Below are 25,614 nucleotides of genomic sequence, written 5' to 3' on the forward strand. Positions count from 1 at the left end.
GGGAGGGACTTCACCGCATGCAGCGGACCACACGCACCACCACGCCCACAGCCACGGCACCGGACACACGGGCCCCGGCCCGCTGAACGGCGCACCGACCGCCCGGAACACGAACCACCCCACACCTCGGCCGTGGAGCCCACCCATGCACGTTCCCCACGGCGCACGCCGCTCCGGCGCGGCGCGCGTCACCCTGCTCACCGAAGGCACCTACCCGCACAGTCACGGCGGGGTCAGCGTCTGGTGCGACCAGCTCGTCCAGGGCATGCCCGACATCGACTTCGACGTCATCGCCGTCACCGGCACCGGACGCGAGCCGCTCGCCTGGGAGCTGCCCGCCCATGTCGGGCAGGTGCGGTCCGTCCCCATGTGGGGCGACCCGCCCGCGGGCCGTCCGCCCCACGGCCGCGCCCGCACCCGACTGGCCTGCGCGTACGAGGAGTTCCTCACCGCGCTCCTCGACCCGCGCGCCGAGGGCGGCTTCGGGCCCGCCCTGTACACGATGGCGCGGGCCGCGGCGGACGGGAGGCTCAGCCCCTTCCTGCGCGGCGACCGGGCGATCGCGGTCCTCACCTCGGTGTGGAACCGGCCGGGCCTCGCCGTGCGCGAGGCGGGCCCCACCCTGCACGACGCGCTCACGGCGACCGCCCTGCTGGAGCACGCCCTGCGCCCGCTCGCCGCACCCGCCCCCGAGAAGGGTCTGGCGCACGCGGTCAGCGGCGGGGTGGCCGTCCTGCCGGGGCTCGCCGCGCTCGACCGGCACGGTGTGCCCCTGCTGCTGACCGAGCACGGCGTGTACCTGCGCGAGCGCTACCTCGGCTATCGCACCGCGCCCTACCGCTGGCCGGTGAAGGCGGTGGTCCTCGGCTTCTTCCGGCTGCTGGCGGAGGAGACCTACCGGCGGGCCGCGCTGATCACCCCCGGCAACCGCTACAACCGGCTGTGGGAGGAGGAGGGCGGCGCCGCCCCGGAGTCGATCCGCACCGTCTACAACGGCGTGGACCCGGCCGCGTTCCCGCCCGCCGGCCCCGAACCCGAGGACCTCACCCTCAGCTGGGCCGGCCGGGTCGACCCGATCAAGGACCTGGAGACCCTGATCCGGGCCTTCGCCCTCGTCCGAGCCGAACTCCCCGGCTGCCGCCTGCGGTTGTTCGGCGGGACCCCGCGCGGCGGCGAGGCCTACCGGGAGCGGTGCGAGGCGCTCGCCGCCGACCTGGGCCACACGGACGCCGTCACCTTCGAGGGCCGGGTCGACGACATCAAGGACGCCTACGCGGCCGGCCACGTCGTGATGCTGTCCAGCATCAGCGAGGGCTTCCCGTTCACCCTGATCGAGGCCATGTCGTGCGGGCGGGCCACCGTCTCCACCGACGTGGGCGGGGTGCGCGAGGCGGTCGGCGACACCGGGCTCGTGGTGCCGCCCCGCGACCCCGGGTCGATGGCCTCGGCCGCCCTGGAGCTGCTGCGTGACCCGGTGCGCCGCCGTTCGATGGGCGAGGGGGCCCGGCTGCGGGTGATCGAGCAGTTCACCCTGCGGCAGACCATCGACACCTTCCGCTCCCTCTACCTCGAACTGCCCGCGTCGGCCCGGGAACCCGCGGCGATACCCGTGCCGTCCCGGCCGCTCGCCCCGCTCGCCCCGGTCGGCACGGTGGCGGGATGAGCGGGCCGATCCCCCTGGAGCCCGGCGGCTCCGAAGGGGACACCCTGGCGCTGCGGCTCGCCGCGACCCGCCCGCCGCGCCGCCGGCCGCGCCGGGCCGCGGACGAGACCACGCTCGCCCTCCGGCTGCCCCGGCAGGGGCCCGACGAGGAGGCGGTGAGCGAACTGGCCGCCGAACTCGCCGACCGCGTCGGGCCCGCCGTCCACCCCTACGAGGTGGCCGCGCTGCTGGAGGCGGAGGGCCTGCCGGCCGCCCTGATCAAGGAGCGCTACGGCCACCCCGGTCTGTTCTCGCTGGCCGCCGCGCTGTACGAGCGGGTCCCGCGGACCTTCCCCGAACCCGCCCCACCGGCCGACGTATGGCGCCCGGACACCGTGCGCTGTCTGCTGCGGGGGGTGCTGTTCGCCCTGCCGGGGCTGGCCTACCTGCTCACCCGTCCGCTGTGGAACGCGGCGGAGCACGCCCCCGCGCTGATCGTCGCGGGCCTGCTCTCCTGGGCCTGGGGTCAGGGGCTCGGCCACCGCGCCCATCTGCGGATGGCGGCCGGTCGGCGCGAGGCGGGCCGTACGCTGCTCACCGGCGCGCCCGTCGGCGCCGCCCTCGCCACGGCGGCGGCCGTGCCGTTCGCCGGGAGCGTGCCGGTGCTCCTGGCCGCCGCCGCGCAGTCGCTGTACCTGGCGGCGGCGGGCGTCCTGCTGGTGCTGGCGCGGGAGCGGCTGCTGCTGGCCGCGCTCTCCCCGCTGGTCGCCGGTGCCCTCGTCCTGCCGTGGGCGGAGCCGGGCGCGACACTGCGGGCCGGGCTGCCGGCACTGGCCCTGCTGGGCACGCTGACCGTGACCGCCCTGGCACTGCGCACGGTCCTCGCCGCGCCGGCCGCGACCGCCGGGACGCCCGCGCGGCTGCGGTGGTCGGTGCCGTACGGCCTGTTCGGACTGGCCGCCGGGGTGCTGGTGCTGCTGGAGGGGCGCGAGGAGCCGTACGCGGTGATCGTGCTGACCGTCAGCATGGGGCCCGCGGAATGGCTGCTGTACCGCTACCGCGGACTGTCGGTGGCGGCCCTGCGCGCCACCGCGACCCCGGCCGGCTTCCTGCTGCGCTCGGCCGGCATCCTCGCCGTCTGTCTGCTCGCCTATCTCCTGCCCCTGGTGCCCGCGGCCCTGGTCACCGGTGCCGCGCCGGCCACCCTGCTGCTCCTGGCGGCCGCCCTGTGGACCGCGCTGCTGCTCCAGGCGTTCGGTGCCGCCTGGCCGTCGGCCGTCATCTGTCTCACCGCCGCCGCGGGCGCCGGGGCGACGGCCCTCCTCGGTCCGCCGCCGGGCCCCGCCGTGGCGCTCCCCCTGGCCTGCGGTGGCGCCGCGCTCTGTCTGACGGCGTACGCGCTGTGGCAGCTCGGCCGCCCCGCGCCGCACGCCTGAGCGCCCCGCGCCCCCCATCCCCCTCACTGCCTTTCTGCCTTTCTGCCTTTCTGCTCTGCCTTTCTGCCTTTCTCTGCCCAATCAACCGGAAGGACACCGGAGTTGACCTCCACACCACTCGCCGCCGTCACCGGAGCCGAGGGATTCATCGGCTCGCATCTCACCGAGGCGCTGGTCGCCTCCGGCCACCGGGTGCGGGCCATGGCCCAGTACAACTCGTTCTCCTCGTACGGCTGGCTGGAGACCCTGCACCCGGACGTCCTCGACCAGGTGGAGATCGTCCTGGGCGACGTCCGGGACCCGGGCTCGGTGCGCGGCCTGCTCGAAGGCGCCGACACGGCCTACCACCTGGCGGCGCTGATCGCGATCCCGTACTCCTACCGGGCGCCGCACAGTTATGTGGACACCAACGTCACCGGCACGCTGAACGTGCTGGAGGCGGTGCGCGCCCTCGGCACGCCCCGGCTGGTGCACACCTCCACCAGCGAGACGTACGGCACCGCGCAGACCGTGCCGATCACCGAGGACCACCCGATCAACACCCAGTCCCCGTACGCCGCTTCGAAGGCGGGCGGGGACCGGCTGGCCGACAGCTACCACGCCAGCTTCGACACCCCCGTGGTGACGCTGCGGCCCTTCAACACCTTCGGGCCGCGCCAGTCGATGCGCGCGGTCATCCCCACCGTCATCGGCCAGGTGGCCGCCGGGGAACGCACCCTCACCCTCGGCGATCTGCGGCCCACCCGGGACTTCACCTTCGTCAAGGACACCGCGCGGGCGTTCCTGGCCGTCGGCACCGCCCCCGCCGAGCGGGTGGTGGGCCGCACCTTCAACGCCGGCACCGGCGGGGAGATCTCCGTCGGCGACCTGGTCGCGCTGATCGGGAAGGTGATGGACACCGCGCTCGACGTCCGCGAGGACGGCGCCCGGGTCCGGCCCGCGAACTCCGAGGTGATGCGGCTGGTCGCCGACGCGAGCCGGCTCGCCGCCGCCACCGGCTGGCAGCCCGCGCACCCCCTGGAGGAAGGGCTCGCGCAGACCGTGGAGTTCTTCCGCGACCCGGCCAACCTGGCCCGCTACAAGACCGGCATCTACAACATCTGACCGTCCGGCACGTCCGGCACGTCCGGCACGTCCGGCACGTCCGGCACCGAGTACATCGCGTACAGCAAGTACATCTAGGGGGAGACCCATGCACGCAGTGATCCTGGCCGGGGGCAAGGGCGTTCGGCTGAGGCCCTACACCACCGCCCTGCCCAAACCGCTGGTGCCCATCGGCGACCAGCACGCCATCCTGGAGATCGTGCTGCGGCAGCTGGCCACGGCCGGCTTCGACAGCTGCACCATCGCCATCGGCCATCTCGGCGAGATCATCCGCGCCTATGTCGGCGACGGCGCCGCCTGGGGCCTGCGCATCGACTACGCCACCGAGGAGAGCCCGCTGGGCACCCTCGGCCCGCTGCTCACCCTGCGCGAGCAGCTGCCCGAGTCGTTCCTGGTGATGAACGGCGACGTCCTGACCGACCTCGACTACGCGGACGTCCTCGGCGCGCACCGCGACGCGGGGGCGCCGCTGACCATCGCCACGTACGCCCGCAAGGTGCACATCGACTTCGGGGTGCTGACCACGGACTCCTCGAAGGTGGTCGCCTTCACCGAGAAGCCCAGCATGGACTACCGCGTCTCGATGGGCGTCTACGGCCTGTCCCGCTCGACCCTGGACGGCTACACCGCCGGACTGCCGCTCGGTTTCGACGAGTTGGTCATCGATCTGATCAGGGCGCAGAACCCGCCGCAGGCCTACGAGTTCGACGGCTACTGGCTGGACATCGGGCGCCCCGACGACTACGACCGCGCCAACGCGGAGTTCACCACCCGCAAGTCCCATCTCCTCAAGGGAGCCTGAGCACCCCATGCGCATTCTCGTCCTGGGCTTCACCGGCTATCTCGGAGCCCATGTCGCCGCGCGGCTGCGGGCCCTGCCGGGCGCGCTGGTGCTCGGCGCCGGCCGCTCCCCGGGCGCGGACCACGAGGTCGATCTCGCCTCGGTCCGTCCGGCGGAGCTGGCCAAGACCCTGGCGCTGGCCGCCCCCGACGCGGTGGTCAACTGCGCGGGCGCGACCGGCGGCGACGCCGTGACCCTCACCGAGGTCAACGCGCGCGGCCCGGCCGTCCTGTGCGCGGCGCTGCGGGAGGCGGCGCCGGGGGCCCGGCTGGTGCATCTGGGCTCGGCCGCCGAGTACGGTCCGGGCGTCGCGGGCAGCCCGGTCACCGAGTCCGACGCGACCTGCCCGGCCGGCCCGTACGGCGCGGCCAAACTGGCGGGCACGGCGGTGGTGACCGCGTCCGGCCTGGACGCGGTGGTGCTGCGGGTGGGCAACCCGGTGGGGGCGGGCGCACCGCCCGCCGGACTGCCGGGCCGGCTGGCCGCGCTGCTGCGGGAGGCGGGCCGGGACCCGGACGCGGTCCTGCGGCTCGGCGATCTGTCCTCCTACCGTGACTTCGTGGACGTACGGGACGTGGCGCACGCGGTGGAACTCGCGGTCACGGCACCCGGACCGCTGCCGCGGATCCTGAACGTCAGCGCGGGCCGCGCCGTCCCGGTGCGCGAGCTGGTGCTCGGGCTGGCCTCGCAGGCCGGCTTCCGGGGACGGGTCGAGGAGACCGCGGGCGGCGGCCGGTCGGTCCGCTCGGGCGAGGTGTCCTGGCAGTGCTCCGACGTCACGGCCGCCGAGCGCGCCCTGGGCTGGCGGCCCGCGCACACCCTCGACGAGGCGCTGGCCGCGCTGTGGGAAGGCGACGGCACGCCGTGAGCCTGCTGATTCCGCTGTATGTGCACCCCGCCGACGATCCGGGTGCCTGGCACCGTCTGATCCAGGGCGCGGGGCGCGCGTACGGCGTGATCCTCAACCCCGCGAACGGGCCGGGCGAGGGCCCCGACCCCGCGTTCGCCGCGGCGGCCGGGGCCCTCCGGGAGGCGGGTACGCGCGTCCTCGGGTACGTCGACACCGACTACGGGGTGCGTCCGTGCGCCGACGTGGTGGCCGACGTCCGCCGGCACCAGGCGTGGTACGCGGCCGACGGCTGCTTCCTCGACCAGGTGACGGCGACCCCGGAGGCGCTGCCCGCCTGCCGCAGGCTGGTGCGGGGCGTACGCCGGACCGGTGCCGGGACCGTGGTCCTCAACCCCGGGGTGCACCCGGCGCCCGGCTACGCCCGCCTCGCCGATCTGACGGTGACCTTCGAGGGCCACTGGTCCACGTACGTCTCGGCGTTCACCCGGCCGGCCTGGACCACCCGGTACCCGCCCGAGCGGCTCTGCCATCTGGTGTACGGCGTCCCGGAGGCGCTGGTGCCGCTCGCGGTACGTACCGCGGGCGAGCGGGGCGCGGCCGTGTCCGGTCCCGTCACGGGCGGACTTCCCAATCCCTGGGGTGAGTTGACCCCCGCGCTGAGCGGAACGGATCGATGAGGCACACGGTACGGGCACTTCTGCTGGCCGGCGTGCTGGCGCTGGCGGGCTGCTCCGGCACGGAGGGCGGGGACGACGGGACACCGCCGGCCGCCGGCTCGCCCTCCGGTACGGCGGACTCCTCGACCGGGGCGCGGTGGCGGCCCCGGCCGGGGCCGGCCTGGCAGTGGCAGCTCAACAGCCGGGTCGACCCGTCGGTGGACGTGCCCGTCTACGACATCGACGGCTTCGAGAACACGGCCGCGGACGTGGCCCGGCTGCACCGGGACGGACGCAAGGTCATCTGTTACGTCAACGTCGGCGCCTGGGAGGACTTCCGGTCCGACAAGGACGCCTTCCCGAAGTCGGTGCTGGGCCGGCGGAACGGCTGGGCGGGCGAGCGCTGGCTGGACATCCGGAGGATCTCCGTGCTGCGGCCGATCATGGGACGCCGTTTCGACATGTGCCGCGACAAGGGCTTCGACGCGGTGGAGCCGGACCTGGTGGAGGGGTACGGCAACACGACCGGCTTCCCGCTCACCGCGCGCGACCAGCTCCGCTACAACCGCATGATCGCGCAGCTGGCGCACGACCGGGGCATGTCGGTGGGTCTGAAGAACGATCTGCCGCAGATCCCGCAGCTCCTCCGCCACTTCGACTTCGCGGTCAACGAGGAGTGCGCCCAGTACGGCGAGTGCGCGCGGCTCACCCCGTTCATCGAGGCGGGCAAGGCGGTCTTCCACGTGGAGTACGCCGAGCCCACGAGCAGCTTCTGCGCCGAGTCGCGGCGGCTGGGGCTGTCGTCGATGCAGAAGAAGCTGGAGCTGGGGGTGTGGCGCAAGCCCTGCTGAGCGGGCGCGGCGGCGGCGGGGCCGGCCTTCTCAGCCCGTACGGCCGACCGGGCTGCGGTCCCCTCGGCCGGGCTGTGGGGGCGGGCCCGGGAGTGACCCGGCGACGTCCCGTTCGAGGGCGTCGAGGGCCTCGCGGGCCGCGGCGATGCGGGCGAGCAGCAGCTGCCGGTCCTGGTCCTGCGCGGCCGGGGGCTGCGGGGTCTTCTCCAGTTCCCGGGCCTCGTCGAGCGAGGTGATGACGACCCCGATCAGGACGTTGACCAGGACGAAGGAGGCGAGCAGCACGTACGAGGCGTAGTAGAGCAGGCTCCAGCGGGAGATCTCCAGGCCGGCGTGGACGGCGTCGCCGATGCCGTCCAGGGTCATGAGGAGGAACAGGGTGAGCACCGACCGGCCGATCGACCCGTAGTGCCCGGGGTCGGCGCGGCCGAAGAAGACCCAGCCGATCATCGCGTACACGTACAGCAGCAGGGCGCCGACCAGCAGGAAGCTCAGGGTGCCGGGCAGGCTGCGGGCGACCGCGGTGAGCAGGACGCGGAGCTGGGGCAGGAAGCGGGCGGTGCGCAGGACGCGGGCCAGCCGCAGCAGGCGCAGCACGGTGGTGTTCTCGCGGACGACCGGCAGGAACGCGCACAGGACGACGACGAGGTCGAAGAGGTTCCACGGGTCCTTGAGGAAGCCCCGGGGGCGGTCGGCGTGCGCGCCGATCCGGACGAGGATCTCGGCGGTGAACACGACGAGGCAGGCGTGCTCGGCGAGCCGTAACCAGCGGTGCCACTCCTCGACCAGGCCGGAGTACGTCTCCACGCCGAGCAGTGCCGCGTTGAGGAGGATCACGGCGAAGACGGTCAGGGCGAACCAGCGGGCCTCGGTGAGGGTGCGGCAGCGGTGCGCGAGTTCCCGGCGGGCCGCCCCGGTCGCGCCGGCGGTCGCCTGGTGGTACTGCTCGGACATCCTGCTGCCGACACTCCTCGGATCGTACGGTGTTTCCGCCAACGCGGCCGGAAGGCAGGCTTGTTGAACGATCGCCTCCCGGGGATACTTCTACAGAACTGTAGACGACCTCGGGAGAGAGCAGACCCGTATGTTCGGCATGAGCGAGCTGGCCCTGATCCTGGTGGTCGTCATCGTGATCCTCGCGATCAAGAAGCTGCCCGAACTGACCCGCTCGGCGGGCAAGGCGGCCCGCATCCTCAAGAGCGAGTCGAGGGCCCTGAAGGACCAGGACGGCCCCGACCGGGCCACGTCCGCGCCCCGGGTCGTCCGGGGCACGGTCGTCGACCGGGACGACCCCGCCCCGCGCCCCTGACCGCTCCGGCGCGGGTCGGCCGTCCCTGACGTGCCGGCCGAATCGGTCGGGTCGGTCGGGTCGGTCGGGTCAGTCGTCCGAGTCGGGCTTGTCGCGCGCCGCCGCGTAGGCCTGGGTGGGCGTCATGGGGACGCCGTTCAGGGCGACCGTCCGGAAGCGGCTGACCTCGGCACAGGTCTTGGCCTCGTCGGCGGTCTGGGCGTGGGCGTTGGAGACGGCGGCCTTGGTGTCGGCGGGGGCGGGCGAGGAGCTGCCGCCGGGGTAGGTGGTGCCGCTCGGCCAGTCGCTGCCGATGACCAGGGTGAGTCCGGTTCCGCCGCCCTGCTTCAGGCGGGAGGACGGCAGCCCGAGGGTCTTCGCGGCCGTCTGCGCCGCGCCCTTCTGTCCGGTTCCGTAGGTGAGGGTCGTGGTGGCCGCCGGGCTCGGGGCGTTGGCGGTGGTCGTACCGGAGTTGAAGCCGGCGTCGGTGAGGGCGGCGGCGACGGCGGAGGCACGGCCGGTGATGGTCGTGCCGTTCTCCACGGTGACGGCGACCTCGGAGGCGGGGACCGCCGAGGCGGTGGCCGTCGCCTTCGCGGTCGCGGAGGCCGCCGCCGACTTCTTGCCGGAACCGGTGGTGAGCGACTGGTCGCCCGCGATGGTGGAGAACAGGGTCTTCGCACCGGCGCCCACCACGACCCGGTCGCTGTCCGCCGGATCGGGGGCCGTCTGCATGGTGGTGAACGTCATCCGCTTGGTGGGCACCTTGTTCAGGTCGTCAGCGAGCCCGATCAGCTTCTTCACGCTGCCGAGCCCGTCGTCCACGGTGAGCGCCTTGGTGGCGGCGTCGGCGAGGCTGTAGACGGCGGTGGGGTCGGTGAGGGTGCCCGCGCTCTTGAACTTGCGGATCATCGCGCTGAGGAAGATGTGCTGGGAGACGGTACGGCCGAGGTCGCTGCCGTCGCCGAAGCCGTGCCGCGAGCGGACGAACTCCAGCGCCGCGACGCCCTTGAGGGTGTGGGTGCCCTTGGACAGCTTCAGATGCGAGTAGGTGTCGTAGACATTGGCGTCCACGCACACGGAGACACCGCCGACCGCGTCGGACATCTTGACCACGCCGGAGAAGTCGAGTTTGACGAAGTGGTCGATGGGGATGCCGGTCAGCTCGTGGATGGTGGACACCTGGCAGGCCGGGCCGTACTGGAGGGCGCTGTTGATCTGCCCGTAGTAGCCCGACGTGGACTGTCCGGTCTCACTGTCCTTGCAGGCCGGGACGTTCGTCATGGTGTCGCGCGGGATGCTCATGACGGTGGCGTTGGAGCGGTCGGCCGCTATGTGGACCACCATCTGCACGTCCGCGTTGCCGTTGCCGGACTGCACCCCGGTCTGCGAGCAGCCGCCGCCCAGTTTGCAGTCCGCCTTGCTGGTACGGCCGTCCGAGCCCATGACCAGGATGTTGATCGGGGTGCGGCCGAAGGCGTCGGCCTTCTCCTTGCCGCCCTTGCCGTCGATCGAGACGCTGTTGATGTTGCTGTTCAGGTGCTGGTAGAACCACCAGCCCGCACCGGCCGTCCCCAGCACCAGCACCGCCAGGAACAGTCCGGCGATCCGCAGCACCCGCCTGCCGCGCCGCACCGGCCGGCCGCGGCGCGTCCCCCGGGCGGGGCGTCGACGGGAGGCCGCCCGTGCCGCGGTGCGTCCGCCCGTCGGAAGCGGCTCGTCGTGCCCGGCCGTGCGCTGCCCGGGCACCCTGCCGGTGCGGCTGCGCGTGACCTGGCCGGCCGGGCCGTCCCACGGGTCGCTCATTCACCACTCCTACGAACGGTCGGACAGATGCACACAGGTAGAGGCGGCAATCAAGATCGAGGTTGCTTGCGTAGTTGCGCAATCTAACAAAGCCCTGGCCGGAGCAGCCCGGATCCTGGGCGAATTCACAGGTGAGGGATCTCATGCAACCTGCGGGACGGGTTTCGCCTCAGGGGGCCGGGGGCCCGGATTCCACCGCAGGGGCCACAGGCCGGCCTCAGCCGCCGGCGCCGCGCAGTCGCCGTACCGGGGCGGTGGTCTGGCGGGTGCGGGCGGTCAGCTGGCCGACCATCACGCGCACCACGGTGACGACGTCCGGGTCGTCGACGTAGTACACCTGCCGCCGGCCCTCGCGGCGCGAGCCCACGAGTCCGGCGAGCTTCAGCTTCGCCAGATGCTGGCTGACGGCGGGGAGCGCGCCGCCGACGCGGTCGGCGAGGCGGGTGACATCGCTCTCGCCCTGGGACAGGGCCCACATGAGGTGCAGCCGGGCCGGAGCGGCGAGCAGGCCGAACGCGGCGGCCGCCTCGTCGAGCACCTCGGCGGACGGGTCCTCGAAGCGACCGACGCTGGTTGCCACAGCCCTCTCCCGTCCCCTCCACGTCACCACCGACGCACGTGCGGGTACCCAGTGTAGGCGTCGGCGGCGGCACCGGAAGCCGCCGAAGGACCCCCGTCCGCTTGGTGGTTTGCGCAATGTCCTGAATGAGTGACAGAACCGCGACGACTCGAACGCAGTGACCTGTACGGGCTCGCCCGACGCCCCGCTTCGTCTCTAGGGTTGCGCAAACAGGCAACTCATCATCAGGCAACTCATCCTGCGGAGCGGGTGCCACCCGACCGACTCGACTGGAGACACGACGACATGGGCATCATCGGCTGGATCATCCTCGGTCTGTTCGCCGGAGCCATCGCCAAGGTCCTGCTGCCCGGCCGCGACCCGGGCGGCCTGATCGGCACCACGCTCATCGGCGTCGCGGGCGCCTTCGTCGGCGGCTGGCTCTCCTCCCGGTTCCTCGACCGCCCGGTGGAGAACCAGTTCTTCGACCTCTACACCTGGGGCGCGGCCATCGGCGGTTCGCTGGTCCTCCTCGTGGCCTACCGCCTGCTGTTCGGCAACTCGCGGAACTGAGCCGGGCGCGGCGGGAACTTGTCCGACCACCCGTTAGTTTCTACGTTGTTGTAGATATTGAAGGGCCGGCGGCCGCCCCCGGAGCGGCCGCCCCCGACCGACCGTATGGAGTTCTCATGGCCCTGTGGGACCGCATCAAGGAATCCGCGTCGACGATGCAGACGCAGCTCGTGGCGAAGAAGAACGACCTCAAGAGCGGCGCCTTCCGCGACGCGAGCATGGCGATGTGTGCCCTGGTCGCCGCCGCCGACGGCACCATCGACCCGTCCGAGCGGCGGCGCGTGGCCCAGCTCATCGCCACCAACGAGGTGTTGCAGAACTTCGACGCCACGGATCTTCAGCGCCGTTTCGACGACAACCTGAACAAGCTGACCGCCGACTTCGACTTCGGCAAGGTGAGCGTGCTCCAGGAGATCGCCAAGGCCAAGAAGAAGCCGGCCGAGGCCCGTGCCGTCATCCAGATCGGCATCGTCATCGGCGGCGCCGACGGCGACTTCGACAAGACCGAGCAGGCGGTCGTCCGCGAGGCCTGCTTCACCCTCGACCTGCCCCCGCACGAGTTCGACCTCTGACGGACGGGGAGCGGTAGCGGCGGGGCGGGGTGGCGGGGCCCGGTGCCCGAGTGCGGCGCTCAGGGGCGATGACGGCCGGCGGGAGCCCGGTACCCGAGTGCGGCGCCCGGGCGGTACCGGGTGGCCGTTGCCTGGTGCCGGATGGCGGTATCGGGTGGCCGTTGCCTGGTGCCGGATGGCGGTATCGGGTGGCCGATGCCTGGTGCCGGATGGCGGTTCCGCGCGTCCGGCGCCGGACGGATCGACACGGGCGCGGCCCGGCACATCGCCCCGCCGCCCCGCCGACAGCACCACAGTCCCCCCGCGCCCAGCCGGTGCCACCGCCCTCCCCCGCACCCCACCCCGCCCGTACCGCCGCCCTCCCCGCGCCGTAGTCCCACCGGCACCGCCCCGCCGCCGGGTCCAGCCCCCTAAAGGGGTGTCGCGGCGTACAGGATCAGGAACATGGTCACCGCGGAGTTCGCCGAGGACATCGCGGAGACGGCCGTGCCGGCGGCGGCACCCCAGGCCGCGAGGCCCACGGCGGTGAACGCCGAGGGCCAGCTGCGTCCGACCGGGGCCGGGCCGAGCAGGGCCGCCACCCGGCGCGGCACCGGTCCCGGCGCCGCGAAGCCCGCCAGCGTGGGCACGGGCGTGCCCCGGGAGACCAGGGCCGCCTTGCCGATCGCCCGGGCCACGGTACGGCGGCTGCCCACCGCCTGGGCCGCGTCCTCGTCCGCCCACCGCTCCGCCGTGTAGGACACGGCGGTGCGCAGCGGCCGCAGGAACGGGTTGGCGCGGGCCGCGAGCCGGACCGCCAGCAGGAACCGGTGGTGCCCAGCGGTCAGATGGGCCCGCTCGTGGGCGAACAGGGCCCGCCGCTCGGCCGGTTCGAGGCGGTCCAGCAGGGCGGTGGTGACCACCACGCGGGCCCGCCGGCCACCGGGCAGCGCATAGGCGTACGGCACCCCGTCGGGCAGGACGACCACCTCGGTGCCCGGCATCCCGGCCAGCGCGCGGTGCGCCCCGCGCCGGACCCGCCCGTGCCGCCACAGGGTCCGCCCGCAGGCCACGAGGACCGCGACCAGCGCGGGGATGGCCGCCTTCCCGGCCACCTCGTCGTACGGCACCGCCGCCCGCACCTCGGGGTCCGACCACCCGTCCGGCAGCGGATTGCCCGGCAGCTGCGCCGTGCCCACCACCATGACCAGCCCCAGACACACCGTGCTGCACACCGCCATCACCACCGCGACCCCCGACAGCAGCCGGGTCGCGGCGCGCGGATGCAGATGCTGCTCCGCCAGGCGCGCCACCGGCCACGCCGTCAACGGCAGCACCAGCGGCAAAAAGACGAACACCCCCATCGGGTTCGGGCCTTCCCCTTCACTCGCCGCCGGAGCGGCCCAGCAGCTCCCGCAGCAGCCGTTCGTCGTCCGGACCGAGACCGGTGACGAAGCTGGCGAGCACCGCCTCGCGGTCGCTCTCCGCGTCCAGCACCCGGCGCATCCGGTGCGCCGCGAGACCCGCCTGGTCCGAGGCCGGCGTCCAGGCGAACGACCGGCCCGCCCGCTCCCGGGTCACCACACCCTTGGCCAGCAGCCGGGTCAGGATCGTGATCACCGTCGTATAGGCGAGGTCGTCACCGAGGCGCTCCTGCACCCACCCGGCGCTCACCGGCCCCTCCGCCTCGCCCAGCACCGACAGCACCAGCGCCTCCAGCTCGCCCTGTCTGCGCCGCCGCGGACCCTGCCGGTCGTCCATCACGCCCTCGCCTCCCTTCCGCCGCCGACGCCCCGGTCGACTACACCAGCGTAGAAGACCGGCCGGAGGAAGGGGACCCGGACATCCCGCGCCCCTCGACGCAACGGCTCGCGCGAGCATCAAGTCCCTTACAGGGCAAGGGTGTTGTTCGGTCCGCCGCACACACAGATTCTTCACACAAAGGGTCAGGGGAAGGTATCTGAAGGTTAAAGCAAGAGGCGTAGGGTGCCGATCATGCAAGGCCCGAACGACATCCCCCACTCCCCCCGTCTCGCCGATCTGGCGGCCCTCGTCCGGCTGCCCGCCGCCCTGAGCGTGCCCGGTGACCTACTCGCCGGCGCGGTCGCGAGCACCGGGCGCGTCCGGCCCCGTACCGCCGCCACGATGGCGTCGTCCGTCGCCCTCTACTGGGCCGGCATGGCGCTCAACGACTACGCGGACGCGACCGTGGACGCGGTGGAGCGCCCCGAACGCCCCCTGCCCTCCGGCCGCGTCACCCGCCGCACCGCACTGGCCACCGCCTGCGGGCTCACCGCAGCCGGACTCGGTCTCGCCGCCCTGGCCGGCGGACGCGCCGCGCTCGGTGTCGCGGTGCCGCTGACGGGACTCGTCTGGGCCTACGACCTGCGGCTGAAGTCCACCGCCGCCGGGCCCGCCGCGATGGCGGGGGCGCGGGCGCTGAACGTGCTGGCCGGAGCCGAGCCCGGCCGCCGGATCCCGGCGCTCCCGGCGGCGCTGCTGGTCGGCGCGCACACCTACACGGTCACGGCGCTGAGCCGCCACGAGGTGACGGGCGCGCCCCGCTCCGTACCGGCCGCGACCCTGGCCGGGACCGCGGCCACCGCCCTCGCCGCCGGGGCGCTACCGTCACTGCGGCCGCCAGGGCGCCTCGGACGGGGAAGACCCGGAGGGCGGGCGGCCCGGATCGGTGCCGCCGCCGGGGCACTCGCCTATCTGACGGCGTACGGCGCGGCGCAGGCGCGGGCGGCCCACCGCCCGTCCGCGGCACACGTCCGGCAGGCCGTCGGCGCCGGGATCCTGTCACTCCTGCCCCTCCAGGCCGCGCTCACCGCGGGCGGCGGCGCCCCGGCCCTGGCAGGTCTGCTCGCCGCGGCCCATCCGACGGCCCGCAGGCTGGCCCGGAAGGTGTCGCCCACATGAGCGCCCTCCCCGCCCCGCCCCCGCGGCTGCGCTACGGCTTCGGGACCAACGGCTTCGCCCACCACCGGCTCGACGACGTCCTGACCGTCCTCGCCGACCTGGGCTACGACTCGGTCGGGCTCACCCTGGACCACGGCCATCTCGACCCCTTCGCCGCGGACCTGCCGCGCCGAGTCGGTCGACTGGCCCGGAAACTGGACGAGTCGGGCCTCGCCGTCATGGTGGAGACCGGGGCGCCCTATCTGCTCGACCCCTGGCGGGGGCACGTCCCCACCCTCATGTGCGCACCCGGCGCCGAACGGCGCCTGGACCTCCTCGCGCGGGCGGTGCGCGTCGCCGCCGACCTCGGCGCCCCGGCCGTCCAGCTGGCCAGCGGGCCGGCCCCCGAGGGCGTCCCGGAGGAGGAGGCCTGGAAGCGGCTGACCGCGGGCTGCGAGGAGGTCCTGGAGATCGCCCGCGAGCACGGGGTGGCGCTCGGGTTCGAGCCCGAGCCGTACATGTTCGTCGACACCGTGCAGCGGGTGCTGGAGCTGCGCCACCGGCTCGGCGACCCCGAACCGTTCGGCGTCACGCTCGACATCGGCCACGCCCACTGCGTCGAGGACGCACCCCTGCTCGACTGTGTCGCGGCGGCGGCACCGCACCTGGTCAACGTGCAGATCGAGGACATGCGGCGCGGGGTGCACCGGCACCTCGAACTCGGCACGGGCGAGATCGACTTCCCGCCGGTCCTGGCCGCGCTGAAGGCCTCCGGCTACCACGGACCCGTCTCGGTGGAGATCCAGGGCGCGTCGCTGAACGCCCCCGAAGTCGCCCGCCGCTCACTGGAGTTCCTGAAGGCCGCCGAGCCGAACTGACGGCCGCCTCCGCACCGACTGCTCGTCATCTCCCTTTCCCGGTACGGCTGTCGCCGTACCCACATCCGACAGAGGAGGCATGTGCCGTGGACCCACGCATCACGATCGCCCTCGACCGGCGGCTCACCGCGGACGCGGCGGCCTGGCTGGCCGACGCGGTCACCCGGGTGGGCGCGGACCCGGCTGCGGTACGCGGCGTCTTCCCGGCCGTGGGCCGGCACTGCGGTCGCGGCCCGCTGACCGACGGCTGGACGGTGGCGGACGCCGCCCGCGCCCGGCTCCTCACCGCCCTGCCGGTCCGCGGCGCGGCGCTCGCCGAGGAGATCACCGCCCTGCACCGGTACGGCGACTCCGCCGAACAGCGGGCGGTGCTGCGCTCCCTGGCCCTCCTGGAGGACACGGACGCGTCCTTCGCCGATCGGGGGCTGCCCCTGGTGCGGGCGGCGCTGCGGAGCAACGACACCGATCTGATCGAGTCGGCCCTCGGCCCGTACGCCGCACGCCACCTGGACGCCGACGGCTACCGGCAGGCCGTGCTGAAGAGCGTCTTCTGCGGCATCCCGCTCGCCCGGATCGCCGGGCTGGCGGAGCGCTCCGACCGTGAACTCGCCCGCATGCTGGCCGACTTCGCCCATGAGCGGGTCGCCGCGGGCCGGGACGTCCCGGCCGACGTCTGGCCGGTCGTGCGGGCGCATCCCGGGACGCTGGAGGCCTCCGGACTGCCCGCCGAGACCGGGTCCTCCTCCCCCGACCGCCGCGCCGCGGCCGTCCGGGCCCTGGCCGCCTTCTCCGCCACAGCACCCGCAGCCACCCCCTCACCCGGTACCGCACCCGGTACCGCCCCCGCAGGAGCCGTCTGATGCGCATCTTCGACCCCCACATCCACATGACCTCCCGCACCACCGACGACTACGAGGCCCTGTACGCGGCCGGGGTGCGGGCGGTGGTGGAGCCGTCGTTCTGGCTCGGCCAGCCGCGCACCTCGGTGGACAGCTTCACCGACTACTTCGACGCGCTGCTCGGCTGGGAGCCGTACCGCGCCGCGCAGTTCGGCATCCGGCACCACTGCACGATCGCCCTCAACCCGAAGGAGGCCAACGACCCGCGCTGCGCCGGGGTGCTGGACGTGCTGCCGCGCTATCTCGCCAAGGACGGGGTGGTGGCCGTCGGGGAGATCGGCTACGACTCCATGACGCCCGAGGAGGACGAGGCGCTGGCCCGCCAACTGGCCCTCGCCGTCGAGCACGCACTGCCGGTGCTGGTGCACACCCCGCACCGCGACAAGGCCGCCGGCACCCGCCGCACCCTCGACGTGGTCCGCGAGTCCGGCATCCCTCCCGAGCACGTCCTCGTCGACCACCTCAACGAACTCACCGTCGCCATGGTGGCCGACAGCGGCTGCTGGATGGGCTTCTCCATCTACCCCGACACCAAGATGAGCGAGGACCGCATGGTGCGGATCCTGGAGGAGCACGGCACGGCACGGATGCTGGTCAACTCCGCGGCCGACTGGGGCCGCAGCGACCCACTGAAGACCCGGAAGACCGCCGACGCGATGCTGGCCGCCGGTTTCGACGAGGACACCGTCGACCAGGTGATGTGGCGCAACCCGGTGGCCTTCTACGGGCAGAGCGGCCGGCTCGACCTCGAGGACGCCGAGGCCGACGGCAGCGCCCTGTTCGAGGGCAACTCCGTCAAACGCGGCGGGGAGTGAGCCGGGGGTGCGCTTCCGACACGGCGACGGCACCACCGTCCACCTCGCCTATTGCAGCAACGTCCACCAGGCGGAGGACCTGGACGGGGTGGTGCGCCAGCTCGCCTCCCACGCCGAGCCGGTCCGGGAGGCCCTCGGCGCCGATCTGCTCGGCATCGGTCTGTGGCTGGCCCGGGACGTGGTCACCGAGCTGTCCGCCCGGCCCGGGGCGGTACGCCGGCTGCGCGCCGAGCTGACCGCCCGCGGCCTGGAGACCGTCACCCTCAACGCCTTCCCCTACGAGGGCTTCCACCGCGAGGTGGTCAAGAAGGACGTCTACCTGCCCGACTGGACCGACCCCGCCCGGCTGCGCTACACCGTCGACTGCGCCCGGGTCCTCGCCGGACTGCTCCCCGACGACGCGCGGCGCGGCAGTGTCTCCACCCTGCCGCTGGCCTGGCGCACCCCCTGGCCGGCCGAGGCACGCGACACCGCCCGCCGCTCCCTGGACCGACTCGCCTTGAGTCTCGCCGAGTTGGAGCGGGACACGGGCCGTGCGATCCGGGTCGGCTTCGAACCGGAGCCGGGCTGCGTGGTGGAGAACACCGTCCAGGCCGCCCGGGAACTCGGCGGACTGGACCCCGAGCGGCTCGGCGTCTGTCTGGACACCTGCCATCTCGCCGTGCAGTTCGAGAACCCGGCGCGGGCACTGCGCCGCCTCGCCGACGCCGGACTCCCGGTCGTGAAGGTGCAGGCCTCCAGCGCCCTCCAGGCCGACGACCCCACCGACCCCGCGGCACGCCGGGCCCTCTCCCGGTTCGCCGAACCCCGCTTCCTGCACCAGACGCGCACCGCCCCTGACGGCGTCGTGAGCGGCGTCGACGACCTCCCGGACGCCCTGGCCGGCGGCCTGGACCCCGGCTCCCCCTGGCGGGTGCACTTCCACGCGCCGCTGCACGCCGCACCCGAACCGCCCCTGACCACCACGACCGGCGAACTGACCACCGCCCTACGGGAGTTGCTCGGCGGCCCGGAAGCGGTCTGCGACCACGTCGAGGTGGAGACCTACACCTGGTCCGTCCTGCCCGAACAGCTGCGGCCGCAGGACCGCGAGGGCCTGGTCGCGGGAATCGCCGCCGAACTGGCCTGGTCCCGCGACCGGTTCGAGGAACTCGGCCTCGTCGCGACGGCCGACACCGCCCGCCCCCGGAAGGAGCCCGTCCCATGACACGACTCGTCGTCCTCGACATCGTGGGCCTCACCCCCCGTCTGCTGCGCCACATGCCGGCCGTCTCCGCCGTCGCCGCACAGGGCTTCCAGGCCCGGCTGGACACCGTCCTGCCCGCGGTGACCTGCTCCGTGCAGTCCACCCTCCTGACCGGCGCACCGCCCTCCGAGCACGGGGTCGTCGGCAACGGCTGGTACTTCCGCGACCTCGGCGAGGTCCTGCTCTGGCGCCAGCACAACGCCCTGGTCGGCGGCGAGAAGATCTGGGACACCGCCCGCCGCACCCGTCCCGGCTACACGGTCGCCAACGTCTGCTGGTGGTACGCCATGGGCGCCGACGTGGACTTCACCGTCACCCCGCGCCCCGTCTACTACTCCGACGGCCGCAAGGAACCCGACTGCTACACCCGACCGCCCGCCCTGCACGACGAACTCACCGACCGACTGGGCCCGTTCCCCCTGTTCACCTACTGGGGTCCCAACGCCGGCCTGCCCTCCAGCCAGTGGATCCTCGCCGCCGCCCGCCAGATCTTCGACGAGAAGCAGCCCGACCTGACCCTGGTCTACGTACCCCACCTCGACTACGAGCCCCAGCGCTCCGGCCCCGGCTCACCGCGGTCGGCACGCGAGGCCCGCCGCCTCGACGACGCGCTGCGCCCCCTCCTCGACCACCTCCGCCGCGAGGACGCCACCGTCGTGATCCTCAGCGAGTACGGCATCGCGCCCGCGTCGCGCCCGGTCGACGTCAACCGCGCGCTGCGCCGGGCCGGGCTGCTGGAGGTGCACACCCAGGACGGCATGGAGTACCTCGACCCGATGACGTCCCGCGCCTTCGCGGTCGCCGACCACCAGATCGCCCATGTCTACGTCCGCGACCCGGCCGACCTCGCCAAAACCGCCGAGGTCGTCGCCGGACTCGACGGGGTGGACGAGGTGCTCGACGAGCAGGGCAAGGCCCGGCACGGACTCGCCCACGAACGCTCGGGCGAACTCGTCGCGGTGGCGGAGTCCGACGCCTGGTTCACGTACTACTACTGGCTGGACGACGGACGCGCGCCGGACTTCGCCCGCCAGGTCGAGATCCACCGCAAGCCCGGCTACGACCCCGCCGAGCTCCTCTACGACCCCACCGTCCCCGGCGTCAGGGCACGCGCCCTCGGCCAGGTCGCGCGGAAGAAGGCCGGCCTGCGGTACCGCATCCGGACCGTCCCGCTGGACCCCTCGGGCGTCCGGGGCAGCCACGGCCGGCTCCCCGAGGACCCGCGTGACAGCCCCGTCCTGCTGTGCTCACGGCCCGGCCCCGCGCGCGACCGGATCGCCGCGACCGAGGTCAAGGACCTGCTCCTCGGCCTGTCCGGCCTCACGGGCTGAGCGACCGTCCGCCCCCCTCCCCCTACCTACGATCACCGGAAGAGCCCCCCACCATGCACGCGACGGACACCCCACCGCCCCTCCCCCACCACCGCCCCCTCCTCGACCCCGCCGCCGAGTACGCACGCTGGATCACCGAGCGGCCGCTGGCCAGGATCACCCTGTGGGGCGACACCCACCCCTGGCTCGTCACCCGGCACGAGGACGCCCGGGCCGTCCTCGGCGATCCGCGCTTCAGCGCGCGGAACGTCCGTCCGGGCTTCCCCGGCCTCCAGCCGACGCCCCCGCCGCCCACCCCGGGCCAGCTCTTCGCCATGGACCCGCCGGACCACACCCGGCTGCGCCGCATGCTGATCCCCGAGTTCACCTTCCGCCGGGTCGAACAACTGCGCCCGGCCGTACGGCGGATCAGCGGCGAGCTCCTCGACGGCCTGGTCGAGAAGGGTCAACCTGCCGATCTGGTGCAGCACTTCACCCTCCCCCTCCCCCTCCTCGTCATCTGCGAACTGCTCGGAGTGCCGTACACGGACCGGGAGTTCATCCACCGGCACGCCGCCGCCTTCGCCACCGTCTCGGCCGGACCGGAGGCGATGCGGGCCGGCTGGGCGGCCCTCTTCGGCTACCTCCAGGAACTGCTGGCGGCCAGGTCGGGCGAACCCGGCGACGACCTGATCGGCAAGCTCGCCGCCGAGCGGGTCGCCACCGGCGAGGCCACGGCGGCGGAGGCGGCCGGCATGCTGGTCCAGCTCCTCATCGCCGGGCACGAGACGACGGCGAGCATGCTCTCGCTCGGCGTCGTCGCGCTGCTGCGCCACCCCGACCAGCTCGCGGCCCTGCGCGCCGACGGCGAACTCGTCCCAGCCGCGGTCGAGGAACTCCTGCGCTATCTCACCGTCGTCCACATCGGGCTGCGCCGCATCGCCGTCGAGGACGTCGAGATCGGCGGGGTGACGATCCGCGCCGGCGAGGGCGTGGTCGTCGCCCTCCAGTCCGCCAACCGGGACGCCGCGGTCTTCGACGACCCCGACGCCCTCGACCTCACCCGGGACGCCGGCCGCCATCTCGCGTTCGGCCACGGCCCGCACCACTGCCTCGGCCAGTCGCTCGCCCGCGCCGAACTCCAGATCGCCCTGCCGATGCTCTTCGACCGCCTGCCCGGCCTCCACCTCACGGGCCCGCCCCCGGAGCGGCACGCGTTCGAGGGCCGCGCGGTCCACGGCGTGTCGGAGCTGCGGGTGGCCTGGTGACCCGGTTCCGGCCGGGGTCCTCGGGGCGATGGTCGTGCTCCCGGCCGGGCCCGAGTCCCTGACGCCGGACGAAACGGCCGCCCTCCTGTCCGAGCGGCTGGACGCGACACCGTCCCCCGCCTCACCGGCCACCCCCGCCACGCCCCTCGCCGAGGTCGTCCGCGCCACAACGGGACGACCCGGGCGACAGCGACCTGTTGCACCGCGCCCTCGTCCTCGTCCTGACCGCGGGTCAGCCTCTGCGGTGCTTGACCTCCTCGGTCACGGCGGGGAGGACCGTGTGGAGGTCGCCCACGACGCCGAAGTCGACGAGCTCGAAGATCGGAGCCTCCTCGTCCTTGTTCACCGCGACGATGGTCTTCGAGGTCTGCATGCCGGCGCGGTGCTGGATGGCGCCGGAGATCCCGGCGGCGAAGTAGAGCTGGGGGGCGACGGTCTTTCCGGTCTGGCCGATCTGGTGGCTGTGCGGCTTCCAGCCCGAGTCGACCGCGGCCCGCGAGGCACCCACGGCCGCGCCGAGGACGTCGGCCAGGTCCTCGACCGGTTCGAACCTGCCGCCGGTGCCGCGGCCGCCGGAGACCACGATCGCGGCCTCGGTCAGTTCGGGGCGGCCGGTGTCGGCCCGAGGCCGGGAGGCCACGATCCGGGCGCCCCGGGCGGCCTCGGACACGGTGACAGCCACCTCCTCGACCCGGCCGGCGGCGTCGGCCTCCACCGGCAGCGCGGAGTTGGGCTTGACGGTGATGATCGGGACACCCCGAGTGACCCTGGCCCTGACCGTGTAGCTGCCGGCGAACACCGACTGGGTGGTCACCGGACCGTCGGGCCCGGCCTCGATGTCGACGGCGTCGGTGATCAGCCCGGAGCCGGTCGTGATCGCGAGCCGGCCGGCGACCTCCTTGCCCTCGGCGGTCGAGGCGATCAGTACCGCCCCCACGCCACCGGACTGCGAGGCCTTCTCCACGAGTTGCCGGAGCGCCTCGGCCTTCGGTGCGACCAGGTATCCCTTCAGCCCCTCGTCGTCGACGACGTACACCCTCTGCGCGCCGTACCTCTTGACGGCATCGGCGACGTACGCCCCCCTGGCCTTCGGACCGATGAACACGGCCGACGGCTCGCCCATGCGCGCAGCGAGCGTGAGCATCTCGTACGTCGGCCTCTTGACCGCCACACCCTCGGGAACGTCGACGTGGTCGACGACGACCAGGATCTCGGACATGGAATCGCTCTCCGTAATCTATGGGTCGGATGACTCGGCCGGACTTGGCTAGACGAACTGCTGGGCGGCGAGGAAGTCGGCCAGCGCCCTGGCGCCCGAGCCCTCCTCGTCCTTGACGATCTCGCCGGCCTCTCGCGGCGGACGCGCCGTCGTCTCCTCGACCGCGGTCCACGCCGCGGACAGGCCCACCTCGCCGGCGTCGACCCCGATGTCGGACAGCGCCAGGATCTCCAGCGGCTTCTTCTTCGCCGCCATGATCCCCTTGAACGACGGGTACCGCGCCTCACCGGACTGGTCGGTCACCGACACCACCGCCGGCATCGCCCCGACCACCACCTCGGTCGCGGCATCGCCTTCACGCCGGATCCGCACCTCGCCACCCTGTATCTCGATGGTCGAGGCCAAGGTGAGCTGAGGCAGCGACAGCCGCTCGGCCAGCATCGCCGGCACCACGCTCATCGAACCGTCGGTGGACGCCATGCCACACATCACCAGGTCGTACGGCATGCCGTCGCCCCGTCGCAGTGCCTTCGCCAGGACCAGCGACGTGGCGATCGCATCGGACCCCGCGATCGCGTCGTCCTGGACGAGCACCCCGTTGTCGGCACCCATCTGCAGCGCCTTGCGCACCGCGTCGACCGCCTGCTCGGGGCCCACGCACCACACGGTCACCTCGACGTCGTCGGGCCTGCCGGCCTTCTCCTTGATCCGGAGCGCCTGCTCCACGGCGTACTCGTCCAGCTCGGACAGGAGTCCGTCCACGCCCACGCGGTCGACGGTCCTGTCGTGCTGGAAGTGCCGGTTCCCCGTGGTGTCGGGCACGTACTTCACACAGACAGCGATCTTCATGGTCCTGCTTCCTGATGTTCGTGGGGTTCGCCCCGCGGGCCACCCGTGTCAGATCCCGCGACCGGCCCGGTGCCCGTGGACGATGGCGATCTCGATGTCCCGCGGCTGGTAGCAGTCACCGATCGCCTGCACGTCCGGGTGCTGCTTCACCAGCTGTCGGTAGAGCGAGTCGTCGGCGATGCCGCCGGCGGCCACGACGACGGTGTCGATGCCTTCGATGCTGTCGGGCTCCCAGGTGACGACGTTGAACGTGGTGAGGGAGTCCTCTTCGATCTCGTGGATCGAGGTATGGGTGCGCAGCTCGACGCGTGCGCTGTTCATGAGCGCTTCGAGGAGGTGGTGCCGGGCCGGCGAGGGCATTTCGGGGGCCACGGTCTCCATCCCGGTCACGAACCTGACGTGGTGTCGCCTGACGGCGAGGTAGTCGGCTGTGGTGGCCCCTTCGGCCCGGCCGCCGACGTCGAACACGAGCACGTTCGGGCCGGCCAGGGTGTGGTCGGCGAGGACTTCTCGAGCCGTGTGCACGTGCGGACGGTCCGCGCCGATCAGCTCCGGGACGAAGGGCTTGGACCCGGTGGCGACGAGGACGACGTCGGGAGACTCGGCCAGGACGGTCCTCGCGTCGGCCTCCACGCCGAGCCGGACATCCACCCCGACCTTCGGCAGCTGGCGTTCGAACCAGAGGATGATCTCCTCGAAGTTGCCGCGTTTCGGTGTCGTCATGACGAGATTGACCTGGCCGCCCATGCGCTGGTCGCGTTCGAACAGGATCACGTCGTGTCCCCGCATCGCGGCGGTGCGGGCCGCCTCCATGCCGGCCGGTCCGGCGCCGACGATGACGACCCGCTTCGGTTCGTCGGCCGGCTCCAGCTCTCCCCACGCCTGCTCCCGGCCGGTGACGGGGTTGTAGATGCACCCGACACCGAGACCTTTGTCGACATGGCCGACGCAGGACTGGGTGCAGGCGATGCAGGTACGGATGTCGTCGATGCGGCCTTCACGCGCCTTGTTGGGGAAGTGCGGGTCGGCGATGAGGGTCTTCGCCATTCCGACGATGTCGAGCTTTCCGTCGGCGATGGCCTGCTCCGCGAAGGCGGGTGAGTCCTGACGACCCGCTCCGATGATCGGCAGTCCGATGCCGGCGTCCTTCATGGCCTCGGACAGATGGACGAAGGCCCCGGTCTCGAAGTAGTGGCTGGGCCAGTGCGCGCGGCCGCTTCGCGGAACGGAGGTAATGGCCTGCCAGATGTTGATGTAGTCGACGAGCCGCTCCGCTTCGAGGATCTTCGCCAGCTCGACGTGCTCGGCCAGGCTCATGCTGTAGTCCACACCGTCGTCGTAGAGCCGGACGCCGAGGATCCGGTCCTTGCCGATGCCTTCGCGCGTCACCGCGAGCACCTCGTTGAGGAACGTCATCCGTTCCCGCAGGTCACTGCCGCCGTACTTGTCGTCGCGGCGGTTGCCGTGCGGGTGCAGGAAGTTCGCGAACAGGTAGTCCATGCCGATGGCGAGCTCGATCCCGTCGAAGTCGCAGCGCCGCATGCGATCCGCGGCGGCGCCGAACGCCTCGACGATCCCTTCCACTTCGCCGGTCGACAGCTCGTGGGGCATGAACAGCGGCACCGAGTAGTCGGGGGTCGGAACGGGCGAGGGGGCGACGATGTCGCGGCGCAGGAATCCCGCGTGATCCATGAGGCGACGTCCGCGGTGACCGAACTGCGCGATGAGGGGGACGTCGAACTCGTGGCACCCCTGCACCATCTTGGTGAACGCGCCCATGGTCGCGTCACTGTAGGTGGCCAGCGAGAGCGACGCGTCGCCGTCATGGACGGGAACCGTGTGCCCCGTGACGATGACACCGGCGCCGCCCTTGGCTCGTTCGCGCACGTAGGAGGCGTACGCGTCGGTCGGGGTGCCGTCCCCCAGTTGGAAGTGGGCGGCGTGCCCCGTGTTCATGATCCGGTTCTTCAGGGTGTAGGGACCTACCTGAACAGGGTTGAAGAGGTGGGGGAAGTCCGTCATGTCAGAGTCCTGGGTCCTGTGCTCGGTGGGGTGCGCGTGTGTGGAGGCGG

At 73.0% G+C, this 25,614-nt stretch carries 25 protein-coding genes; 17 read left to right on the top strand and 8 right to left on the bottom strand.

Going from position 1 to position 25,614, the window contains the following annotated elements; translation table 11 throughout:
- Nucleotides 1–145: 145 nt before the first annotated feature.
- The 7 genes from pelF to ABZ490_RS36595 all read left to right on the top strand — a co-directional run bounded on the left by pelF (nucleotide 146) and on the right by ABZ490_RS36595 (nucleotide 7,380).
- Nucleotides 146–1,663 (top strand): GT4 family glycosyltransferase PelF, encoded by a 1,518-nt coding sequence (gene pelF / locus ABZ490_RS36565; RefSeq protein ID WP_359000321.1) that lies wholly within the window; start codon nucleotides 146–148, stop codon nucleotides 1,661–1,663.
- Nucleotides 1,660–3,078 (top strand): hypothetical protein, encoded by a 1,419-nt coding sequence (locus ABZ490_RS36570; protein ID WP_359000323.1) that lies wholly within the window; start codon nucleotides 1,660–1,662, stop codon nucleotides 3,076–3,078. Before pelF ends, ABZ490_RS36570 begins: the two co-directional genes overlap by 4 nt.
- Before the next feature lie 102 nt (nucleotides 3,079–3,180).
- Nucleotides 3,181–4,182, top strand: a complete 1,002-nt coding sequence (locus ABZ490_RS36575; RefSeq protein WP_359000326.1) for a GDP-mannose 4,6-dehydratase — start codon at nucleotides 3,181–3,183, stop codon at nucleotides 4,180–4,182.
- An 88-nt stretch (nucleotides 4,183–4,270) separates the two neighbouring features.
- Complete coding sequence (locus ABZ490_RS36580) at nucleotides 4,271–4,984, top strand: sugar phosphate nucleotidyltransferase (protein ID WP_359000329.1); 714 nt, start codon at nucleotides 4,271–4,273, stop codon at nucleotides 4,982–4,984.
- A 7-nt stretch (nucleotides 4,985–4,991) separates the two neighbouring features.
- Nucleotides 4,992–5,891, top strand: coding sequence for an NAD(P)-dependent oxidoreductase (locus ABZ490_RS36585; protein WP_359000332.1), 900 nt, complete (start codon nucleotides 4,992–4,994; stop codon nucleotides 5,889–5,891).
- Nucleotides 5,888–6,550, top strand: coding sequence for a spherulation-specific family 4 protein (locus ABZ490_RS36590; protein ID WP_359000335.1), 663 nt, complete (start codon nucleotides 5,888–5,890; stop codon nucleotides 6,548–6,550). Before ABZ490_RS36585 ends, ABZ490_RS36590 begins: the two co-directional genes overlap by 4 nt.
- Entirely contained in the window at nucleotides 6,547–7,380 is an 834-nt protein-coding gene (locus tag ABZ490_RS36595; protein WP_359000338.1) for an endo alpha-1,4 polygalactosaminidase, read from the top strand. Before ABZ490_RS36590 ends, ABZ490_RS36595 begins: the two co-directional genes overlap by 4 nt.
- A gap of 30 nt (nucleotides 7,381–7,410) precedes the next feature.
- On the opposite strand, the gene ABZ490_RS36600 is transcribed toward ABZ490_RS36595, so the two are convergent.
- Entirely contained in the window at nucleotides 7,411–8,334 is a 924-nt protein-coding gene (locus tag ABZ490_RS36600; RefSeq protein WP_359000341.1) for an ion transporter, read from the bottom strand.
- Nucleotides 8,335–8,464: 130 nt separating this feature from the next.
- Between ABZ490_RS36600 and ABZ490_RS36605 the strand changes: the two genes are divergently transcribed.
- Nucleotides 8,465–8,689 carry a twin-arginine translocase TatA/TatE family subunit gene (locus tag ABZ490_RS36605; protein WP_359000344.1) on the top strand — a complete coding sequence of 75 codons (225 nt, stop codon included), beginning with the start codon at nucleotides 8,465–8,467 and terminating at the stop codon, nucleotides 8,687–8,689.
- Between the two features lie 69 nt (nucleotides 8,690–8,758).
- Here ABZ490_RS36605 and ABZ490_RS36610 read toward each other — a convergent pair whose 3' ends face one another.
- Nucleotides 8,759–10,474 carry an LCP family protein gene (locus ABZ490_RS36610; RefSeq protein WP_359000347.1) on the bottom strand — a complete coding sequence of 572 codons (1,716 nt, stop codon included), beginning with the start codon at nucleotides 10,472–10,474 and terminating at the stop codon, nucleotides 8,759–8,761.
- A 217-nt stretch (nucleotides 10,475–10,691) separates the two neighbouring features.
- Entirely contained in the window at nucleotides 10,692–11,054 is a 363-nt protein-coding gene (locus tag ABZ490_RS36615) for a metalloregulator ArsR/SmtB family transcription factor (protein WP_359000350.1), read from the bottom strand.
- Between the two features lie 285 nt (nucleotides 11,055–11,339).
- On the opposite strand from ABZ490_RS36615, the gene ABZ490_RS36620 reads away from it, so the two are divergent.
- Both ABZ490_RS36620 and ABZ490_RS36625 read left to right on the top strand, forming a co-directional pair.
- Nucleotides 11,340–11,606: a GlsB/YeaQ/YmgE family stress response membrane protein gene (locus ABZ490_RS36620; RefSeq protein ID WP_067252250.1), complete on the top strand. Its 267-nt coding sequence runs from the start codon at nucleotides 11,340–11,342 to the stop codon at nucleotides 11,604–11,606.
- Nucleotides 11,607–11,722: 116 nt separating this feature from the next.
- Nucleotides 11,723–12,178, top strand: a complete 456-nt coding sequence (locus ABZ490_RS36625; protein ID WP_359000353.1) for a TerB family tellurite resistance protein — start codon at nucleotides 11,723–11,725, stop codon at nucleotides 12,176–12,178.
- 410 nt (nucleotides 12,179–12,588) lie between these two features.
- Here ABZ490_RS36625 and ABZ490_RS36630 read toward each other — a convergent pair whose 3' ends face one another.
- Nucleotides 12,589–13,521, bottom strand: coding sequence for a M56 family metallopeptidase (locus ABZ490_RS36630; RefSeq protein WP_359000356.1), 933 nt, complete (start codon nucleotides 13,519–13,521; stop codon nucleotides 12,589–12,591).
- Between the two features lie 19 nt (nucleotides 13,522–13,540).
- Nucleotides 13,541–13,918 (bottom strand): BlaI/MecI/CopY family transcriptional regulator, encoded by a 378-nt coding sequence (locus tag ABZ490_RS36635; protein ID WP_359000359.1) that lies wholly within the window; start codon nucleotides 13,916–13,918, stop codon nucleotides 13,541–13,543.
- A 234-nt stretch (nucleotides 13,919–14,152) separates the two neighbouring features.
- Here ABZ490_RS36635 and ABZ490_RS36640 point away from each other — a divergent pair, with 234 nt between their 5' ends.
- The 7 genes from ABZ490_RS36640 (at nucleotide 14,153) to ABZ490_RS36670 (ending at nucleotide 21,474) form a co-directional block, all read left to right on the top strand.
- Nucleotides 14,153–15,079 (top strand): SCO3242 family prenyltransferase, encoded by a 927-nt coding sequence (locus ABZ490_RS36640; RefSeq protein ID WP_359000362.1) that lies wholly within the window; start codon nucleotides 14,153–14,155, stop codon nucleotides 15,077–15,079.
- A complete protein-coding gene (locus tag ABZ490_RS36645; RefSeq protein ID WP_359000364.1) occupies nucleotides 15,076–15,936 on the top strand; it encodes a sugar phosphate isomerase/epimerase family protein in 861 nt (286 codons plus the stop codon). Before ABZ490_RS36640 ends, ABZ490_RS36645 begins: the two co-directional genes overlap by 4 nt.
- An 86-nt stretch (nucleotides 15,937–16,022) precedes the next feature.
- Nucleotides 16,023–16,796, top strand: a complete 774-nt coding sequence (locus ABZ490_RS36650; protein WP_359000366.1) for an EboA domain-containing protein — start codon at nucleotides 16,023–16,025, stop codon at nucleotides 16,794–16,796.
- The gene (locus tag ABZ490_RS36655; RefSeq protein ID WP_359000369.1) at nucleotides 16,796–17,650 is read left to right on the top strand and encodes a TatD family hydrolase; all 855 of its coding nucleotides are present in this window, start codon (nucleotides 16,796–16,798) and stop codon (nucleotides 17,648–17,650) included. Before ABZ490_RS36650 ends, ABZ490_RS36655 begins: the two co-directional genes overlap by 1 nt.
- Nucleotides 17,651–17,657: 7 nt before the next feature.
- A complete protein-coding gene (eboE, locus tag ABZ490_RS36660) occupies nucleotides 17,658–18,857 on the top strand; it encodes a metabolite traffic protein EboE (RefSeq protein ID WP_359000372.1) in 1,200 nt (399 codons plus the stop codon).
- The gene (locus ABZ490_RS36665; protein ID WP_359000375.1) at nucleotides 18,854–20,227 is read left to right on the top strand and encodes a nucleotide pyrophosphatase/phosphodiesterase family protein; all 1,374 of its coding nucleotides are present in this window, start codon (nucleotides 18,854–18,856) and stop codon (nucleotides 20,225–20,227) included. The genes eboE and ABZ490_RS36665 overlap by 4 nt, the downstream gene beginning before the upstream one ends.
- A gap of 53 nt (nucleotides 20,228–20,280) precedes the next feature.
- Nucleotides 20,281–21,474: a cytochrome P450 gene (locus tag ABZ490_RS36670; protein WP_359000378.1), complete on the top strand. Its 1,194-nt coding sequence runs from the start codon at nucleotides 20,281–20,283 to the stop codon at nucleotides 21,472–21,474.
- Nucleotides 21,475–21,706: 232 nt separating this feature from the next.
- Here the strand turns inward: ABZ490_RS36670 and ABZ490_RS36675 are convergent, their stop codons facing one another.
- The 3 genes from ABZ490_RS36675 to ABZ490_RS36685 are packed head-to-tail and all read right to left on the bottom strand — an operon-like array spanning nucleotide 21,707 to nucleotide 25,564.
- Nucleotides 21,707–22,693: an electron transfer flavoprotein subunit alpha/FixB family protein gene (locus tag ABZ490_RS36675; RefSeq protein ID WP_359000381.1), complete on the bottom strand. Its 987-nt coding sequence runs from the start codon at nucleotides 22,691–22,693 to the stop codon at nucleotides 21,707–21,709.
- Nucleotides 22,694–22,741: 48 nt separating this feature from the next.
- Complete coding sequence (locus tag ABZ490_RS36680) at nucleotides 22,742–23,542, bottom strand: electron transfer flavoprotein subunit beta/FixA family protein (protein WP_359000384.1); 801 nt, start codon at nucleotides 23,540–23,542, stop codon at nucleotides 22,742–22,744.
- A gap of 48 nt (nucleotides 23,543–23,590) precedes the next feature.
- Entirely contained in the window at nucleotides 23,591–25,564 is a 1,974-nt protein-coding gene (locus ABZ490_RS36685) for an FAD-dependent oxidoreductase (RefSeq protein WP_359000388.1), read from the bottom strand.
- Between the last annotated feature and the right edge of the window lie 50 nt (nucleotides 25,565–25,614).

Origin of the sequence: Streptomyces sp. NPDC005811 (genome assembly GCF_040630405.1) — a bacterium.
Lineage (GTDB): Bacteria > Actinomycetota > Actinomycetes > Streptomycetales > Streptomycetaceae > Streptomyces.

Bases quoted from the DNA above. Each gene is read 5' to 3' on its own strand.
- ABZ490_RS36600 (WP_359000341.1), bottom strand. From the start codon at position 8,334: ATGTCCGAGCAGTACCACCAGGCGACCGCCGGCGCGACCGGGGCGGCC.
- ABZ490_RS36640 (WP_359000362.1), top strand. From the start codon at position 14,153: ATGCAAGGCCCGAACGACATCCCCCACTCCCCCCGTCTCGCCGATCTG.
- ABZ490_RS36680 (WP_359000384.1), bottom strand. From the start codon at position 23,542: ATGAAGATCGCTGTCTGTGTGAAGTACGTGCCCGACACCACGGGGAAC.
- ABZ490_RS36630 (WP_359000356.1), bottom strand. From the start codon at position 13,521: ATGGGGGTGTTCGTCTTTTTGCCGCTGGTGCTGCCGTTGACGGCGTGG.
- ABZ490_RS36665 (WP_359000375.1), top strand. From the start codon at position 18,854: ATGACACGACTCGTCGTCCTCGACATCGTGGGCCTCACCCCCCGTCTG.
- ABZ490_RS36670 (WP_359000378.1), top strand. From the start codon at position 20,281: ATGCACGCGACGGACACCCCACCGCCCCTCCCCCACCACCGCCCCCTC.
- ABZ490_RS36610 (WP_359000347.1), bottom strand. From the start codon at position 10,474: ATGAGCGACCCGTGGGACGGCCCGGCCGGCCAGGTCACGCGCAGCCGC.
- ABZ490_RS36595 (WP_359000338.1), top strand. From the start codon at position 6,547: ATGAGGCACACGGTACGGGCACTTCTGCTGGCCGGCGTGCTGGCGCTG.
- ABZ490_RS36620 (WP_067252250.1), top strand. From the start codon at position 11,340: ATGGGCATCATCGGCTGGATCATCCTCGGTCTGTTCGCCGGAGCCATC.
- ABZ490_RS36625 (WP_359000353.1), top strand. From the start codon at position 11,723: ATGGCCCTGTGGGACCGCATCAAGGAATCCGCGTCGACGATGCAGACG.
- ABZ490_RS36605 (WP_359000344.1), top strand. From the start codon at position 8,465: ATGTTCGGCATGAGCGAGCTGGCCCTGATCCTGGTGGTCGTCATCGTG.
- ABZ490_RS36645 (WP_359000364.1), top strand. From the start codon at position 15,076: ATGAGCGCCCTCCCCGCCCCGCCCCCGCGGCTGCGCTACGGCTTCGGG.
- pelF (WP_359000321.1), top strand. From the start codon at position 146: ATGCACGTTCCCCACGGCGCACGCCGCTCCGGCGCGGCGCGCGTCACC.
- ABZ490_RS36675 (WP_359000381.1), bottom strand. From the start codon at position 22,693: ATGTCCGAGATCCTGGTCGTCGTCGACCACGTCGACGTTCCCGAGGGT.
- ABZ490_RS36570 (WP_359000323.1), top strand. From the start codon at position 1,660: ATGAGCGGGCCGATCCCCCTGGAGCCCGGCGGCTCCGAAGGGGACACC.
- ABZ490_RS36585 (WP_359000332.1), top strand. From the start codon at position 4,992: ATGCGCATTCTCGTCCTGGGCTTCACCGGCTATCTCGGAGCCCATGTC.
- ABZ490_RS36635 (WP_359000359.1), bottom strand. From the start codon at position 13,918: ATGGACGACCGGCAGGGTCCGCGGCGGCGCAGACAGGGCGAGCTGGAG.
- ABZ490_RS36655 (WP_359000369.1), top strand. From the start codon at position 16,796: ATGCGCATCTTCGACCCCCACATCCACATGACCTCCCGCACCACCGAC.
- ABZ490_RS36580 (WP_359000329.1), top strand. From the start codon at position 4,271: ATGCACGCAGTGATCCTGGCCGGGGGCAAGGGCGTTCGGCTGAGGCCC.
- ABZ490_RS36685 (WP_359000388.1), bottom strand. From the start codon at position 25,564: ATGACGGACTTCCCCCACCTCTTCAACCCTGTTCAGGTAGGTCCCTAC.